Here is a 15716-nt window from a genome sequence, read left to right as displayed (position 1 = left end):
GGGGTCAGCGGCGGGACGCGTCGTGCACGACCCGGTCGCGGCCCGCGTGCTTGGCGGCGTACAGGTTGCGGTCGGCCAGCGAGAGCAGGGTGGACGCGCTGGTCGTGCCGCCGGTGTAGGTCGTCACCCCGATGCTGGCGGTCACCGGCAGGCTGCCGGTCAGCTCCGCCCACGGATGCCCGCGCAGCTTCCGGCGCAGGTGCTCGCAGAAGGCCGCCGCGGTGACCGGATCCGTGCCCGGCAGCACCAGCACGAACTCCTCGCCGCCCAGCCGCGCCGCGAGCGCCGGTTCGGCGACGGCCGTGCCCAGCAGCGCGGCCACCTGCTGCAAAACCTGGTCACCGACGCCGTGCGAGAACGTGTCGTTGACCCGCTTGAAGAAGTCGAGGTCGAGCAGCGCCACGGACAGCGTGGTCCCGTCGCGCATCGCTGAATCCACCAGCCGTTCGAGCTGCTCGTCGACGTGCCGGCGGTTGTACAGGCCGGTCAGCGGGTCGCGCAGGGCCAGCTGGCGGAACTGCTCGGTGGCCCGGCGGGCCTCGGCGGTCTCGAAGACGGCCTGCGCCGCGTGCGCCCGCATCTCCCGCTGGGCGCTGTGCAGCTGCTCGGTCGCGGCGTGGAACAGGCGGTACTCCGCGTACGCGGCCGGGAAGTCGCCGGTCGTCGCGAACAGTTCGGCGCGGGCCTCGTGGACCCGGGCCGCGACGCCGGCCAGTGCGCGTTCACCGGCCAGCCGGGCGGCCTCGTCCAGCGCCGCCCGGGCCTGCTCGGGCTGCCCGCCGGACCGGTACGCCTCGGCCGCGGTGAGCAGGCACTCGGGCAGCGCGTCGCCCTCGGTCACCAGCGGGCCGGCCGGGTCGTCGAGCACCGGCCGCAGCACCTCCAGCGCCTCGGCGGGCCGGCCGTGCCGCAGGCTGATCCGGGCGATGGTGTCCAGGTACAGCCCGTCGAGCACCAGGGCGTGCCGGGCCGCGATGCCCCGGATCCGGGCCACCAGCGCGTCGGCCTCGGCCAGGTCGTCGTTCTCGTACGCGGTGAACGCCAGGTTGTTCAGGATGGTGATCTCCATGGGGGCCGCGTCGTGCGCGGTGGCGATCTCCAGCGCGGCGGCGAACTGCTCGTGGGCCTGCGCGTACGAGCCGTTCACGTCCAGCACGAGGGCCAGGGTGATGAGGTGGCTCGCGCGGATCAGCGGTGGCGCGGCGTCGGCGTACTCGGCACCCGGGGCCGCGTGGGTGAGCGCTTCCGCGGCGTCGCCCAGGCACCGGTGGAAGATGGCCAGCAGGCGGTGGCTGCGGGCCAGCAGGTACCGGTCGGCGTGCTCCTCGGCCCACATGTTGACGGACTTGGCGATCCGGCCCTGCTCGGCCACCCGGCCCAGCCGGCCGAGCACGTCACCGGTGACCAGCTCGGCGCGTTTCTCCAGGTCGGCCCAGCCGTGCCGGCGGGCGGTCCGCTCGGCGCGACGGGCCGGCCCGGCCACCGACCGGAAGTCGTCGGCCGTGCGCAGCTCCAGGTCGAGCAGCAGCGCGGCCAGGGACTCCCGGCCCACCCCGGCCGGGCCCCGCGACGGCGCGCCGGTGTCCGGCCCGTGCACCGCGGAAAGCATCGCGCTCATGGCCGACACCTTCGGCTGCCGGCGGGCGTACCTGAGCGATCCGGCCGACGCCGGCTAGGGCCGGCGCTTGCGCAGGTGCGGGACGGTCCACTCGGTCGGGGGCCAGCCCGGCACGGGCAGCTTGTGACTCAGCGCCGCGATGAGCCAGCCGCGGTCGGGGCTCAGCCGGGTGATGAACGCCTGGCTCGTGGCCGACGGGCCGCGGTCGGGCGCGCCGGAGTGGGCCAGTGTGGGCACCACGGTCAGCTCCATGTCGGCGCCGACGGGCTGCGAGCGGCTGGCCGTGGGCACGCCGGCGGCGAGGAACGCGTAGAACCGCCGCCAGTGGCGGGCGCACACCTGGAGCATGTCGGCGAACCAGGGGTCGGCGGAGTCGCGGGCCGCCAGGGCGGCGGCCCGGTCGTCGTCGGGCGGCTGGTTCATGCCGAGCAGGAAACTCTGGGCGATGGTCGTGCGCAGGTCGGTGTCGAGCGGCACCCACAGCTCCCGGATGTCCCGGGCGCCGTGAACCTTCTCCGCCCACAGCGCGATGGCCTGCAGACTGCTCGACGGTTCGCCGTCGGTGGGTGGGGGCATTGCCTCATTCCTCTCCCGTTCGCCGTGCCGCGAACGGGTGATCAGAGCGGGGGGCGGACGACGAACCGGGTCGCCGTGCCGGTCGTCGCGGGCGTCAGGCCGAGCAGCGAACCGTCCTCGGTGAGGAACCTGTCCGGGTAGTTGTGCGAACGCAGTGCGACGACGCCGGCGCGGCTGCTGGTCACGGGGCAGAACGTGGCGTCCCGGGCGAAGAGCCGGGTCCGGTCGGCCCGGTCCAGCCGGATCCGGAAGTCGCGGTGCCGCAGGAACGAGCCGGGATAGTTGCTCGACTCGAACGACACGCAGGAACCGTCGGCCAGACCCGGCCGGACGACGAACCGGGCGTCGGCCCGCTCCAGTGCGGAGCTGCCCGTCCCGATCCGGTCGGTCCGGCCCCGGAAGTCGCGGTGGCGGACCCGGTAGCCGGGGGCGTCGGCGAGCTCGAGGCTGACCGCGGACCCCGCCCGCAGCGCCGCGACCGGTGCTGTCGCCGGCCGGGATCGCGAGGGCTGCGTTCCTGTGGGCTGCGTTCCCGTGATGCCGGGCGCCGGCCGGCGGGTGGTTGTCGTGGTGGCCGCCGCCGCGACCGGTGGGCGTTGCTGCCGCGCGGCCGTGGTCGGGGTGCCCGCGGTCGGTGGCCGCGAGGCCGGCCGGGCCGGCGCCGGGTCGCCGGACGGGCTGCCGGCGGCCGGCCCGGGCAGGCCCGCCGGTGGCGGGAAGGCCGGCGCGGCGGGCAACGGCAGTCCCCGGTGCGCGGGCGGCCCGGGTTTTCCGCCGAACTGGGTGAGCGCGACACCGATCAGCAGCAGGCCCGCCACGGCGGCGCAGAACATCGCCAGGGAACGGCGTCGCTCGCCCTTTGTCGGTGCACTTAATTCATAAGATGGAGCGACATCGGCCCGAGAATGTGAACGGTAAACAACCGGTGGAGTAAGCGGGTCCGGGTCGGGCGGAAATGCCTGGTACGGGGGTAGCCACCCGCCGACCCGCAACCGGGTCCGGGCGTCGTCCTCAGAGGTCATGCGTTTCCGTTCGCCGAGAATCAGGCCGGACCACGGGAAACCGCGACGGCCGACGCGGATATGCTCCGGCCTCTGCGCCAACTTCGCAACCCTTACATCGCCGGACATCCGGGAATGGTGCCGTGCACACCGGCCGCACCGCCTCCGACCGGCGGTCCGAGCCGTTGTCCATCTGTCGCCGATATCGACGACCACCCATTCCGGTGAATGTCACGACGATTCCGGGGAAGCGGGATCGGTCACCGGTCCGTCGCCGGGACCGTCCCGGCGGCCAGCAATGCCGAGGTGGGCAGGCACAGCCGGCCCGCGCTGTCGAGATGCGCGCCGGCCAGCCGGTCGTAGGCGGCCTTCATCCGCGCGACGGTGTCCGCGTCCTGCCGGGCGACCACGTGCCCGATGCTCGCCAGCCCCGCGGCTGCCCCCGACCACCACAGCTCCGGATCGACCCGGTGCTCCCAGGCGACGGTCCGCGGGTCCACGTCGGTCAGACCGGCCTCCCGCAGCAGGTCGGCGAGACCGTCGCGGGTCCGGGGAAAGTCGTCCGCCGTGGCCGGTGCCGGCGTGACCGGACGGGTGACGCCGGCCGCCGCGATGACCTCGTCCCACAAGCGCTGCAGCGGCGGCGCGGGCTGCGGCCACACCGTGACGCCGACCCGGCCGCCCGGACGGGCCACCCGGCGCAGCTCGGCGACGGCCGCCGCGGGCCGGGCGACGTGGTTGACCACGAAGTTCGCCACCACGGCGTCGAAGCCCGCCGTCCGCAGGGGCAGGTCCGGAAGCGCGCCGATCACCGGCCGTACTCCCGGAAGACGGGACGCGGTCGCCCGGACCATGCCGGGCTCGGCGTCGATCGCCGTCACCGCCGCCCCGCGGGCCGCCGCGGCCGCGCTGACCGAACCCGTGCCGCAGCCCACGTCGGCGACGCGGGACCCGGCCGCGGCCCGGACCGCGTCGAGCAGCAGCGGGACGGGGTGCGCGCACAGGCTCGCGAAGCTGCGCCGGTAGGCCTCGGCCTTGTCCCGCCACAGGTCCCGCCGGTACCGGTCGTACGACTCGCTCATGGTTCCCCTTCCGGGCGGCCGCCCCGCCGGCGGACATCGGATCATCGTGGCTTGTGGACATCGGATTTCATCGATAACTTCGGCGGGACACCCCAGACATCTGACGTTCACCGGGGATGAGATGACCGACCCACGCCGCTTGCGGCGCCGCTTCTGGCTCGCCGTCGTCGCCCTGTTCGCCGCCGGTGCCGGCCTGGTCCACGCCGCCGCGGCGCCGGCCGCCCCACCCCAGCCCGCCCCACCGCGGGCCGCTGCCGCGCACACCATCGGCTACGACCGGTACTCGCTCATCCTGGACGGGCGGCGCACCTACGTGTGGTCGGGGGAGTTCCACCCGTTCCGGCTGCCGAGCCCGGGCCTGTGGCGCGACGTGCTGCAGAAGATGAGGGCGACCGGCTACAACACGGTCTCCGTCTACTTCGACTGGGGTTACCACTCGCCCGCGCCCGGGGTCTACGACTTCACCGGCGTCCGGGACATGGACCGGTTGCTGGCCATCGCGGCCGAGGTCGGGCTCTACGTCATCGCGCGGCCGGGGCCGTACATCAACGCGGAGGTCGACGCGGGCGGCTATCCGGGCTGGCTGACCACCCAGGCCGGCCGGGCCCGCACCGATGCCCCCGACCATCTGGCCGCGGCCGACGAGTGGCTCACCGCCGTCGATGCCGTCATCAAGCGCCACCAGCTCACCGACGGCACCGGCACGGTGATCCTCTACCAGATCGAGAACGAGCTGGCCAACACCGCGACGACCCAGCGCACCTACCTGACGCACCTGCGGGACAGGGTCCGCGCCGACGGCGTCACCGTGCCGATCTTCCACAACGACAAGGGCCGAGAGGGGCGCTGGGTGCCCGCTGGTGCGGGCGTCGCCGGCACCGTGGAGGGACCCGTCGACCTGTACGCGTTCGACGGGTATCCGGGTGGCACCTGCCGTACCGATGCCACCCCGGGCAGCCCCAACACCGCGCCGGACTGGGGCATCCACGGCCCGGGCGGCGCCCGTGGCGGCGCCTCCGCCTCGCCGGACACGCCCGGCTTCACCGCCGAGTTCGGCGGCGGCTGGTTCGACTACTGGGGCAGCAACGGGACCTACCCGTGTACGGCCGTGCGGCAGGGACCCGGCTACGAGCGGGTGTTCTACGGCACCAACATCGCCAACCGGCTGAGCATCCAGAACTTCTACATGACCTTCGGCGGCACCAGTTGGGGCTGGCTGCCGGCGCCGGTGGTCTACAGCTCCTACGACTACGGCGCCGCGATCAGCGAGGCCCGGCAGCTGCGGCCCAAGGCGCTGGCCATGAAACAGCTCGGCTCCTTCGTGCAGAGCGTCGCACCACTGACCAAGGTGGACGCCGGCCCGCCGGTGACCGCGTCGTCGGCCGCGGTGAAGCTCTACCACAACGTCAACCCCGACACCGGTACGCACTTCTACCACGCCGTGCACAACCCCTCGAACGGCACGACGAACGACACCTTCCGGTTCCCGGTCGAGACCGGCGACGGCTCGTACACCGTGCCGCAGTCCGGGCAGTTGCGGCTCAACGGGCAGGACGCCAAGATCCTCGTCGCCGGGTACGACGTCGAGGGTCAGCACCTGGTCTACTCCACCTCCGAGATCACCACCCACGCCGCGCACGGCTCCCACGGCCTCCTGGCCCTGCACGGTCGCGACGGCGAGAACGGCGAGACCGTGCTGCGGTACGCGTCCGCACCGACCGTCACGGTAACGGGCGACGCCACAGTCACCAGCACCTTCGACGCGGCCACCGGCGACCTGCGGCTCAACTACACCCACACCGGCCTGGCCCAGGTACGCGTCACCGGCGGCGGCCGCCCGCCCCTGCTGCTCCTGCTCGCCGCGGACAGCGCCGCCGACGCCATCTGGCGGCTCGAGACCGCGGCCGGGCCGGTGCTCGTACGCGGGCCGGCGCTGGCCCGTACCGCCGAGGTCCGGGGCCGCACCGTGCACCTGACCGGCGACACCGCCGCCGCGACCGACCTCGAGATCTGGGCGCCGGCCGGCGTGCGCGCCGCGACCTGGAACGGCACCGGCGTCGGCGTCCGGCCGACCGGCACCGGCAGCCTGCGCAGCCGCACCGCCCTGCCCGGGCCGAAGCCCGTCACGCTGCCCGACCTGTCCGCCCGGCCCTGGCACTATGCGAGCGGGTCCCCGGAGAAGGCCCCCGGCTTCGACGACTCGCTGTGGACGGTCGCCGACCGGACGGCCACCAACAGCACCACCGAGCCGCCGGCCGGGCAGCCGGTGCTCACCGCCGACGACTACGGCTTCCACCACGGCGACGTCTGGTACCGGGGACGCTTCACCGGCACCGTGCCCGCCAGCGTGGCCCTGACCTACGGCGGTGGCGGCGCCGGGTTGGTGCAGGCCTGGCTCGACGGCACCTACCTGGGCCAGCACGTGCTGCCCAGCGCCCTGGCCGCGCCGCCGACCACCGGCACGGCCACATTCACTGTGCCCGAGGCGCTGCGCACCGGCGGCGACCATGTGCTGTCGGTGATGGTCCGCAACAACGGCCACAACCAGGACGGCGGCGTCAACGACGCGCACAAGGAGGGCCGCGGGCTGATCGCCGCGGCCACCGGCCTGCCGACGACCTGGCGGATCCAGGGCAACGCGGGCGGGGAGACCCCGGCCGATCCGGTACGCGGCCCGCTCAACGCCGGCGGCCTCCACGGCGAGCGCACCGGCTGGCAGCTGCCCGGCTTCCCGGACCGGGGCTGGGCCACCCGGACGGTGCCGGACACCACGGCTGCGCCCGGCACGTCCTGGTACCGCACGTCGTTCCGCCTCGCCGTCCCGCGCGGGCACGACGCCTCGCTGGGCCTGACCATCGGCGATCCGGCCGTCCCACGCTCCGGCGGGCACTACCGCGCGCTGATCTTCCTCAACGGCTGGAACATCGGCCAGTACGTCGCCGACGTCGGGCCGCAGCACACCTTCGTTCTGCCGGCGGGCCTGCTGAACCCGCGCGGCCGCAACACCCTGGCCCTGGCCGTGACCAGCGACGGCGGCGCCGGGGACACGCTGGAGGCCGTCCGGCTCACCGACCTCGGCACGGTCCGCGGCGGTGTCCCGGTGGCCCCGGTCCGCGCCCCGGGCTACCGCTGATTGTCGTGGACGGCGTCCGCGCGGTCCGGCAGCAGCGAGCGCAGCCACGACTCGGAGGTGTCGACGTGCACCAGCGCGGTCGCCTGGGCCAGTACCGCGTCGCCGGCCCGCAGGGCCTGGTAGATGCGCTCGTGCTCGGCGATCGTCCGCACCGAGACGTGGCTGTCGGTCATGCCGCGCCACAGCCGGGCCCGCAACGTCCGGCCGTTGAGCCCGTCGAGCAGCGACATCAGCGACTCGTTGCCGGTGGCCGCCGCGATGGCGTGGTGGAACGCGGCGTCGTAGCCGATGAGCCGCTCGGCGTCGGCGCTCGCCGCACGCATCCGGGCCAGCAGCTCGGCCAGCTCCTCCAGCTGCGCCGGCGTGATCCGGCTCGCCGCCAGCCCGGTCGCGGCCGGCTCCAGCAGCCGGCGGACCTCCATGATCTGCGGCAGGCTGTCGTCGCGCAGCAGGTCGACGGCCAGCCCGAAGCCCTCCAGCAGCAGCCGGGGCGCCAGGCTGGTCACGTAGGTGCCGTCGCCGCGGCGCACGTCCACGACGCGGGCCAGCTCCAGCGCCTTGATGGCCTCGCGCAGCCCGCTGCGGGACAGCCCGAGCTGCGCGCTGAGCTGCGGCTCCGGTGGCAGGCGGTCGCCCGGGGCGAGCTGTTCGGACTGGATCAGGTCCCTGATCTTGGTGATCGCCTCGTCGGTGAGCGCCACGCGCGACCCCCTTCAGCCCGGACCGGCCGGTCGGCCGCTACCGGGAGGATAAGGCCCGCCCCTCGACGAGGAACTGCTCGCCGACGTCGACCGCGTCCTCGCGCCGGTCCGCAACCACACGTGGCCCAGCGGCCGCCCGGAGAACAGTGAGCCCCCCCATGACCGCTCTGATCGACGCCCACCTGCACCTGTGGGATCCACGCCGCTTCAGCTATCCCTGGCTGGCGGACGAGCCGGCCCTGAACCGCCCGTTCGGCCCGGCGGCGCTCGACACCGGCGGCCACCGGCTCACCGGGGCGGTCTTCGTCGAGGCGGGCCGGGCCGCGGGTCAGGCCCGCGACGAGCTCCGCTGGGTCCAGGAGGTCGCCGCCGGCTGGCCCGTGCTGCGCGGCGCGGTCGCGCACGCCGATCTCGAACGCGGCCGGGAGATCTCGGCGGACCTGCGGCAACTGGCCGCGATGCCACTGGTACGCGGGGTGCGGCGCAACTTGCAGGACGAGCCGCCCGGCTTCGCCACGAGTGCCGGTCATGTCGACGGCGTCCGGTCGCTGGCCGGGTACGGCTTCACCGCGGACCTGTGCGTCCGGCACTCCCAGCTGCCCGAGGTCACCGAACTGGTGGCGCTGGTGCCGCAGGTGACCTTCGTCCTGGACCACCTGGGCAAACCGCCGGTCCGCTCCGGTGACCGCGACCCGTGGCGGGACCAGCTGCGCCGGCTCGCCGGGCTACCCAACGTGGTCTGCAAGCTGTCCGGCCTCACCACCGAGGCCGACCTGGCCCGCTGGCGGCCGGGTGACGTGCTGCCGTACCTGCGGGACGCGCTGGCCGAGTTCGGCCCCGAGCGCTGCCTGTTCGGCGGTGACTGGCCCGTCGCCACCCTGGCCACCCCGTACGCCCGCTGGGTCGACGTGGTCCTCGAGGCGCTCGCCGGGCACCCACCGGCGCAACGCGCGCAGGCGCTGGCGGGCACGGCCACCCGGGTCTACCGCCTGCCCGCCGCCTGACCGGCCGGGCCCAGCACAGTGGACCGGCTCGCGGTCCGGTCCTCGCCAGGCGTCCCGCGTTCGGTGGGTTCCGTGACCCGCGCGGACCGTTAGGCTGCTGGGCATGGCGACTGACGGCGGCCGGCCCGGCCCAGGGACCAGGTCACCGGGTCCGCCGGCCGACCTGGTCGCCATCGTGCGGGACGTGCTGGCGGTGATCCCGGCCGGCTGCACCTGGATGCTGCCGGTGGCCGACGGCACCGGGCGGGTCACCGACTTCCGGATCGCGGCTGTCAGCGGCAACGACGGCGACGTCCACGGCCGCGGCGCCAGCCGGATCGGTGAGCTGCTCAGCGAGCTGTATCCGAGCATGGTCGGCGTCCCGTTGTGGCAGCTGTATCTGCGGGCGCAGGCCACCGGCGAGCCCGCCGAGCTGCCCGGCTTCCGCTATCAGGAGCGGCAGGCCGGCGTGGTCACCGAGGCGTTGTTCGACATCGGCGTGCACCCGATGCACGGCGGGCTGCTCGTCTGCTGGCAGCGGCTCGACGAGGACCAGCGCCGCCTGGAGCGGACCGAGCTGCTCGGCAACCTCGGCTGGGCCGAGTACGACCTGCGTACCGGCCGCAGCAAGTGGTCCCCGGGCATGTACCGGATCTTCGACCGGGATCCCGCCCTGGGTCCGCTGTCGCGCACGGAGCAGGCGGCGATGCTGGTGCCGGCCGACGCCGGGCAGGCCGAGGCGGCCTGGCAGACGCTGGACAGCGGGGCCACCTCCGACGTGACGGTCCGCTTCCAGCCGGGCGGGACGGTGAAGTATCTGCGAATCCTGTCCGACGTCGCCCGGGACGCGGACGGGACACCGCTGAAGATCTACGCCGTGGTGCAGGACGTCACCGCCCGGGTCGACTCGCGGACCGAGATCGAGCGGCTCGGCGACCGGCTGCGCACCCGGGAGATCACCGCGATCGCCGAGCACCGCCTGGCCGGGCAGCTGCAGCGGCTGATCCAGCCGGTGCCGCGCGATCCCGTCCCGCTGCCGGGCCTGGAAGCCACCGTCAGCTACCTGCCGGCGGAGAAGGCCGTGCAGGTCGGCGGCGACTGGTACCACGCGCAGGCCCTGCCGGACGGGCACACGCTGCTGGCCATCGGTGATGTCGCCGGGCACGGGCTGGAAGCCGCCAGCGGCATGGCCCACCTGCGGTTCGCCCTGGTGGCCTGGCTGTCCATCGGCATCTGCGACCCGGGTGTGCTGCTGCGCCACCTCAACGGGCTCAGCCGGCAGCTCGGCATCACCGGCACCGCCGCGATCGCCGCCTACGACCCGGCGACCCGGGTGCTGTCCTGGGCCCGGGCCGGGCACATGGCCCCGCTGCTGGCGCGGGCCGCGGACGCCGAGGAGTTGCCCCTGCCGCGCGGCGTGCTGCTCGGTGCGGCCGACAACGCCCGGTATCCGGTCGTCACGGTCCAGCTCCGGCCGGACGACCTGGTGCTGTTCTACACCGACGGGCTGGTCGAGCGGCGCAACCCGGACGGCGGGGACCTGCTCGACCGGGTGCTGCGCACGCTGGCCGAGGTGTCGGCCGAGCCGGGCGAGCTGACCCTCAAACGCCTGCGGGACCTGCTGCCGGCGGCCGGCCCGGACGACGACACCTGCACGCTGGCCGTCCGCGTCCTGCCCTGATCGGTCGCCGGGCGGCCGCCGATCGACGGCGGCGGATCGGCAAGGATGTTTCCACAAGATCCCCGGGGGCAATCAGGCAGCCCATGAGTCTGTTGCGGACGTCGCCGCCGCCCGCGCAGGCCGTGGAGCTGGAGCAGTGGTCACTCTCGCACGGCGACGAACTACGGCCCCTGCGCCTCGGTCTGCGCGATGCCCTGTCCGCGCACCGCCTGGTCGATCCGGCCGCGACCGAAGAGGTCGCCGACCGGGTCGTCCTGGTGGCCACCGAGCTCGCCAGCAACGCCCTGCGGCACGGGCGACCGCCGGCCGTCGTCCACCTGCTGCGCTGCGACGGGCGGTTTCTCGTCGACGTCGCGGATCAGGACGTGGCCGGCGTGCCCCAGCTGGCCGGCATCCACCTGGCCGGGGTGGGCGGGCGGGGGCTGCACATCGTCCGGACCCTGGCGCTGGAACTCTGCTGGTACGCCACCGCGACGACCAAGCACATCTGGGCGTCCTTCCCCGTGACCGACGCGGAGCGCTGAGTCAGCCGGCTGGGCGGTCGTCGACGCAGAGCACCTCGGCCAGGCCGGTGATCTGCAGGACCTGCCGCACCATGCCCTCGGCGTTGATCACGCCGAACCGCCGCCCGGCCCGCCGCGCCGCCTCGTATCCGGCCAGCAGCCCGGCGATCCCGTGCGAGTCCAGGAACTCGGTGCGCCGCAGGTCGACCATGACCTCCCGGACGCCCGGGGCCCGGGCCGCGCGCACCAGAGCATCGGACAGCTCGGCGGCCACGCTCATGTCGAAGTCGCCGGCCAGGCACACGTGCAGGACGCCACCGGGCGTGGTCCGGGTGCTGATCTCATGGGTCGGAGTAGTCACAAGCAGCATGTCTAGCACGCAGGTATGACACCCCGGCTCGCCGCGCACAGCACGATCCGGTCACGCGGGCAGGTGAGGCATAGGTGCCGATGGATGTGGGTAGCTCACGGTCCGGACAGGTCGAGGAGGCACGCCGTGACGCAGCCACCGGAGGGACCGGCCACCGCCGGGCTCGAGAAGTTCGGGTACCGCCAGGAGCTGAGCCGGTCGCTGACCTTCACCGACCTGCTGATCTACGGGCTCATCTTCATGGTGCCGATCGCGCCCTTCGGGATCTTCGGCAGCGTGTACAGCGGCTCCGGCGGCATGGTCGCGCTGGCCTACGTGGTCGGCATGGTGGCGATGATGTTCACCGCCCTGTCGTACGCCCAGATGGTGCGCGCCTTCCCGATGGCCGGTTCCGTCTACAGCTACGCCGGCCGGGGCATCGCCGCCCCGGTCGGCTTCCTGGCCGGCTGGGTCATCCTGCTCGACTACGTGCTGGTGCCCGGGCTGCTCTACCTGATCGCCGGCGTCGCGATGAACTCGCTGGTCCCGGCCGTGCCGGTGTGGCTCTGGCTGGTCGCGTTCGTGGCCGTCAACACGGTGGTCAACTATCTGGGCATCCAGATGACCGCCAAGGTCAACCGGGTGATGCTCGTCGCCGAGCTGATCGTCCTGGTGATCTTCCTGGTGGTGGGCGTGGCCGCGCTGCTACGGGGCAAGGGTGCCGGCTTCTCGTTCAGCCCGTTCTTCAACGCCGACACGTTCTCCTGGTCCGTGGTCTTCGGCGCGGTGTCGATCGCGGTGCTGTCGTTCCTGGGCTTCGACGGCATCTCCATGCTCGCCGAGGAGAGCCGGGTCGAGGCGCGCCGGATCGGCCGGGCCATGGTCGGCGCGCTGGTGCTGGCCGGCGCCCTGTTCATCGTGCAGACCTGGGTGGCGTCGCTGCTCGTACCGGATGCGCCCGGTCTGCTGGCCGACGGCGACCCGGAGGGGACCGCCTTCTACGACGCGGCCCGGGCCGCCGGCGGCGGCTGGCTGGCCGGCCTCACCGCGCTGGCCACCGCCATCGCCTGGGGCTTCGCCAACTCGCTGGTCGCGCAGGCGGCGACCAGCCGCCTGCTGTACGCGATGGCCCGCGACCGGCAGATGCCCTCCTTCCTGGCCCGGATCAACCGACGCCACCAGGTGCCGGCCAACGCCACCCTGCTGGTCGCCGCGGTGTCGCTCGCCCTGGGCCTGGCCATGGCCGCCCGCGACGACGGCATCTCGCTGCTGTCCACGCTGGTCAACTTCGGTGCGATGACCGCGTTCCTGGCGCTGCACGTGGCCGTGGTGATCCACTACGTGGTGCGCCGCGGCAGCCGCGACTGGCTGCGCCACCTCGTGGTGCCGGTGATCGGCTTCCTGATCCTGCTGTACGTGGTGATCAACGCCAAGGTGGCGGCCCAGGTGCTCGGGTTCGTCTGGCTCGGCCTCGGCCTGGTGGTGCTGGCCGTCCGCTACGCCACCGGCCGCCGCCCGGTGCTGGCCGGCCTGGCCGAGCCGAGCGAGAAGGAGAACCCATGACCGAGGTGCTCAACTACCGTCCCCGCCCCGAGGAGCTCGCCTACACCTTCGGCGGGCGCGAGCCCGTACGCCGCGTGCGGCCGGGCACGGTCCTCGAGCTCTACACCGAGGACTGCTTCGGCGGCCGGGTGCGCGACGTCGGTGACCTGCCGTCGCAGGTGTGCGAGTTCCCCTTCCTCAACCCGGTCACCGGGCCGTTCTTCGTCGAGGGCGCGGAGCCCGGCGACACCCTGGCGGTGCACTTCGCGGAGATCGTGCCGGCCCGCGACTGGGCCGTGTCCACGACGTTCCCGCACTTCGGCGCGCTGACCGCCACGCACACCACGGCCATGCTGCACCCGCCGCTGGAGGAACTGGTCTGGCGCTACGACGTCGACGTCGCCGCGGGCACGGTGCGCTACCGGGCCCGGCGCGGCGACCACAGCGTCGAGCTTCCCCTCGACCCCATGCACGGTACGGCCGGAGTCGCGCCCGCCGCCTTCGAGAGCCGGATGACGATCGTCCCCGACGTGCACGGCGGCAACATGGACAGTCCGGAGCTGCGAGCAGGGGTGACGGCGTACTTCGGGGTGAACGTGAGCGGCGCGATGTTCGCCCTCGGCGACGGGCACTGCCGGCAGGGCCACGGTGAGGTCTGCGGCACCGGGGTGGAGTCGGCGATGAACACGACGGTGATCGTCGACGTGATCAAAGGGACCGGGACGCCGACCCCGCGGCTGGAGAGCGACACCGCGCTGATGTCCACGGGCTCGGCGCGGCCGCTGGAGGACGCGTACCGGATCAGCCAGCACGATCTGGTGACCTGGACTGCCGGGCTGGTGGGGCTGGATCCGCTGGACGCGTACCAGTTGCTCAGCCAGGCGGGCGAGGCCCCGGTGGGCAACGTCTGCGATCCGAACTACACGATGCTCGCCAAGGTCGACAAGCGGTACCTGGGCCCGGCAACGGCCTACGACGGTGTGCACGCCCGCCTGCGTACGGCGGCCGAGGGGTATCTCGCCGCCCGGTAATCGGCAGGTGCCGGCGCCGGCGGTCGGCTAGCGTCCCGCCATGATCTATCAGCACCCGCTGGCGTACCTGCTCGGTCTCGAGGGTGTCGCCCTGTTGCGCGCTTTCGCCGGCGACCACGACCGGGCGTTCGCCGAGGCCCGCATCGCCGAGATCCGCCGACTGCTGGACAGCGCCGAGCTGCGCGGCGAGGGCGTCACGGCCGGCCGGGTGGACACCGTGGCCGGATACCGGGTCTGGTCGCGGACCTACGACGAGCCGGGCAACGGCCTGTTCCCCGCCGAGGAGGCCCTCGTGCACGAGATCCTCGACGGGCTCCCGGCGGGCGCCGCCCTGGACGCGGCCTGCGGCACCGGCCGGCACGCCGAGCACCTGGCCGGGCGCGGCCACCGGGTCATCGGCGTGGACAGCTCACCCGAGATGCTTCAGCTGGCCCGCGCCCGGGTGCCGGCGGCCGAGTTCCGGCAGGGCGACCTGGACAACCTGCCGCTGCCGGACGACCACGCCGACGTCATCGTGTGCGCGCTGGCGCTGGTCCACCTGGAGAAGCTCGGGCCGGCCTTCGGCGAGTTCGCCCGGGTGCTGCGCCCGGGCGGTCACCTGGTGATCACGGACGTGCACCAGGAGCTGGTCGCGCTGGGTTCGGTGCCCCGGGTGCGGTCGGCCGGCGGTGAACCGGGGTTCCTGCCGGCGTACCGGCACCGGGCCGCGGACTATCTCGCGGCGGCCCTGCCGCTGGGCCTGCAGGTGCGCCGGTGCGAGGAGCCCGGCCGCGGGACCGGCGAGGCGACCGGGACCGTGCCGGAGACGATCGACCCCGGCCCGTGGGACGACTGGCCGTGGTCGCTGCTCGGCATCGTCCCGGCGGCCGCGGCGGCAGCGTGGCGGGACACTCCCGCTCTGCTGGTCTGGCACTTCCAGCTGGCCGGATGACCGGGCACCCTACTGCGCCTGGTCCTCCATCATGGCGGCGCGGACGGCGCCGGGGGAGATGCCGTACTCGCGGGCCAGGTCGGCCACCGACCAGCCGGTCAGCCGGATCGCCTCGGCGCGTTCCCGGCGCAGGGTCGAGCGGGCCGAGCGGGCCAGGTCCGGGGCCAGCCGGCCGCGTTCCACGGCGTCGAGCCGGGTGAAGGCGACCAGGGCGAGCAGCAGCCGGGTCATGCCCGGGGCGTCGGCCAGGCGATCGGTGTCCGCCGGTGATGCCGTGCCGGCGCCGAGGCTGGCGTGCACGAGCTGCTCACTCGCGGAGAGCAGCATCTGCGCGGCGTGGTGCAGCCGCAGGGCCTCCTCCGGCGGCAGCGCACCGGCGTACGCGAGGTCCCAGACCGCCGTCTGCAGGTACGCGGTGATGTCCGGCGCGGTCCGCCGCTGCTGCTGGTGCTCGGTTTCCGGGGTAGCCGACACGTGTGACCTCGTCTCCTCGTCGGATTGCCGTCCGCAGGAACTTCGGCGGCCGGCGCCCGGACGGATGCACCCGCCGGCGATGAATCGACGCGAACCCACCTCGGCCGGGCC

At 73.8% G+C, this 15716-nt stretch carries 14 protein-coding genes; 7 read left to right on the top strand and 7 right to left on the bottom strand.

Annotated elements, in window-relative coordinates:
* Nucleotides 1-4 precede the first annotated feature (4 nt).
* From AB0C12_RS31475 to AB0C12_RS31460, 4 genes are all read right to left on the bottom strand, one after another.
* A complete protein-coding gene (locus AB0C12_RS31475) occupies nt 5-1618 on the bottom strand; it encodes a diguanylate cyclase (protein ID WP_360553486.1) in 1614 nt (537 codons plus the stop codon).
* Between the two features lie 54 nt (nt 1619-1672).
* Nucleotides 1673-2194, bottom strand: coding sequence for a hypothetical protein (locus AB0C12_RS31470; RefSeq protein WP_360553485.1), 522 nt, complete (start codon nt 2192-2194; stop codon nt 1673-1675).
* Nucleotides 2195-2235: 41 nt separating this feature from the next.
* Nucleotides 2236-3027, bottom strand: a complete 792-nt coding sequence (locus tag AB0C12_RS31465) for an AbfB domain-containing protein (protein WP_360553484.1) — start codon at nt 3025-3027, stop codon at nt 2236-2238.
* Nucleotides 3028-3455: 428 nt separating this feature from the next.
* Complete coding sequence (locus AB0C12_RS31460) at nt 3456-4277, bottom strand: methyltransferase domain-containing protein (protein WP_360553483.1); 822 nt, start codon at nt 4275-4277, stop codon at nt 3456-3458.
* Between the two features lie 121 nt (nt 4278-4398).
* Here AB0C12_RS31460 and AB0C12_RS31455 point away from each other — a divergent pair, with 121 nt between their 5' ends.
* Entirely contained in the window at nt 4399-7410 is a 3012-nt protein-coding gene (locus AB0C12_RS31455) for a beta-galactosidase (protein ID WP_360553482.1), read from the top strand.
* Here the strand turns inward: AB0C12_RS31455 and AB0C12_RS31450 are convergent.
* On the bottom strand, nt 7401-8111 hold the full coding sequence (locus AB0C12_RS31450) for a FadR/GntR family transcriptional regulator (RefSeq protein WP_360553481.1): 711 nt from the start codon (nt 8109-8111) through the stop codon (nt 7401-7403). The genes AB0C12_RS31455 and AB0C12_RS31450 overlap by 10 nt on opposite strands.
* 158 nt (nt 8112-8269) lie before the next feature.
* On the opposite strand from AB0C12_RS31450, the gene AB0C12_RS31445 reads away from it, so the two are divergent.
* The 3 genes from AB0C12_RS31445 (at nt 8270) to AB0C12_RS31435 (ending at nt 11299) form a co-directional block, all read left to right on the top strand.
* On the top strand, nt 8270-9115 hold the full coding sequence (locus tag AB0C12_RS31445) for an amidohydrolase family protein (RefSeq protein ID WP_360553480.1): 846 nt from the start codon (nt 8270-8272) through the stop codon (nt 9113-9115).
* Between the two features lie 103 nt (nt 9116-9218).
* Nucleotides 9219-10775: a SpoIIE family protein phosphatase gene (locus AB0C12_RS31440; RefSeq protein ID WP_360553479.1), complete on the top strand. Its 1557-nt coding sequence runs from the start codon at nt 9219-9221 to the stop codon at nt 10773-10775.
* An 83-nt stretch (nt 10776-10858) separates the two neighbouring features.
* Nucleotides 10859-11299, top strand: coding sequence for an ATP-binding protein (locus tag AB0C12_RS31435; RefSeq protein ID WP_360553478.1), 441 nt, complete (start codon nt 10859-10861; stop codon nt 11297-11299).
* Nucleotide 11300: 1 nt separating this feature from the next.
* Here AB0C12_RS31435 and AB0C12_RS31430 read toward each other — a convergent pair whose 3' ends face one another.
* The gene (locus tag AB0C12_RS31430) at nt 11301-11648 is read right to left on the bottom strand and encodes an STAS domain-containing protein (RefSeq protein ID WP_360553477.1); all 348 of its coding nucleotides are present in this window, start codon (nt 11646-11648) and stop codon (nt 11301-11303) included.
* A 126-nt stretch (nt 11649-11774) separates the two neighbouring features.
* Here AB0C12_RS31430 and AB0C12_RS31425 point away from each other — a divergent pair, with 126 nt between their 5' ends.
* Genes AB0C12_RS31425 through AB0C12_RS31415 form a run of 3 tightly spaced genes read left to right on the top strand, consistent with a single transcriptional unit; the run spans nt 11775 to nt 15131 of the window.
* Complete coding sequence (locus AB0C12_RS31425) at nt 11775-13190, top strand: APC family permease (RefSeq protein WP_360553476.1); 1416 nt, start codon at nt 11775-11777, stop codon at nt 13188-13190.
* Nucleotides 13187-14200, top strand: a complete 1014-nt coding sequence (locus tag AB0C12_RS31420) for an acetamidase/formamidase family protein (protein ID WP_360553475.1) — start codon at nt 13187-13189, stop codon at nt 14198-14200. The genes AB0C12_RS31425 and AB0C12_RS31420 overlap by 4 nt, the downstream gene beginning before the upstream one ends.
* Before the next feature lie 40 nt (nt 14201-14240).
* On the top strand, nt 14241-15131 hold the full coding sequence (locus AB0C12_RS31415; protein WP_360553474.1) for a methyltransferase domain-containing protein: 891 nt from the start codon (nt 14241-14243) through the stop codon (nt 15129-15131).
* A gap of 9 nt (nt 15132-15140) precedes the next feature.
* Here AB0C12_RS31415 and AB0C12_RS31410 read toward each other — a convergent pair whose 3' ends face one another.
* A complete protein-coding gene (locus AB0C12_RS31410) occupies nt 15141-15605 on the bottom strand; it encodes a hypothetical protein (RefSeq protein WP_360553473.1) in 465 nt (154 codons plus the stop codon).
* Nucleotides 15606-15716: the final 111 nt, after the last annotated feature.

Origin of the sequence: Actinoplanes sp. NPDC048967 (assembly GCF_040649415.1) — a bacterium.
Lineage (GTDB): Bacteria > Actinomycetota > Actinomycetes > Mycobacteriales > Micromonosporaceae > Actinoplanes.
The sequence above is the reverse complement of the archived record's forward strand: the minus strand, read 5'-3'. Positions and strand labels throughout refer to the sequence as shown.

Excerpts from the sequence above, each read along its gene's own strand:
- AB0C12_RS31475 (WP_360553486.1), bottom strand. The coding sequence starts at position 1,618 with ATGAGCGCGATGCTTTCCGCGGTGCACGGGCCGGACACCGGCGCGCCG.
- AB0C12_RS31470 (WP_360553485.1), bottom strand. The coding sequence starts at position 2,194 with ATGCCCCCACCCACCGACGGCGAACCGTCGAGCAGTCTGCAGGCCATC.
- AB0C12_RS31465 (WP_360553484.1), bottom strand. The coding sequence starts at position 3,027 with ATGTTCTGCGCCGCCGTGGCGGGCCTGCTGCTGATCGGTGTCGCGCTC.
- AB0C12_RS31460 (WP_360553483.1), bottom strand. The coding sequence starts at position 4,277 with ATGAGCGAGTCGTACGACCGGTACCGGCGGGACCTGTGGCGGGACAAG.
- AB0C12_RS31455 (WP_360553482.1), top strand. The coding sequence starts at position 4,399 with ATGACCGACCCACGCCGCTTGCGGCGCCGCTTCTGGCTCGCCGTCGTC.
- AB0C12_RS31445 (WP_360553480.1), top strand. The coding sequence starts at position 8,270 with ATGACCGCTCTGATCGACGCCCACCTGCACCTGTGGGATCCACGCCGC.
- AB0C12_RS31440 (WP_360553479.1), top strand. The coding sequence starts at position 9,219 with ATGGCGACTGACGGCGGCCGGCCCGGCCCAGGGACCAGGTCACCGGGT.
- AB0C12_RS31435 (WP_360553478.1), top strand. The coding sequence starts at position 10,859 with ATGAGTCTGTTGCGGACGTCGCCGCCGCCCGCGCAGGCCGTGGAGCTG.
- AB0C12_RS31430 (WP_360553477.1), bottom strand. The coding sequence starts at position 11,648 with ATGCTGCTTGTGACTACTCCGACCCATGAGATCAGCACCCGGACCACG.
- AB0C12_RS31420 (WP_360553475.1), top strand. The coding sequence starts at position 13,187 with ATGACCGAGGTGCTCAACTACCGTCCCCGCCCCGAGGAGCTCGCCTAC.
- AB0C12_RS31415 (WP_360553474.1), top strand. The coding sequence starts at position 14,241 with ATGATCTATCAGCACCCGCTGGCGTACCTGCTCGGTCTCGAGGGTGTC.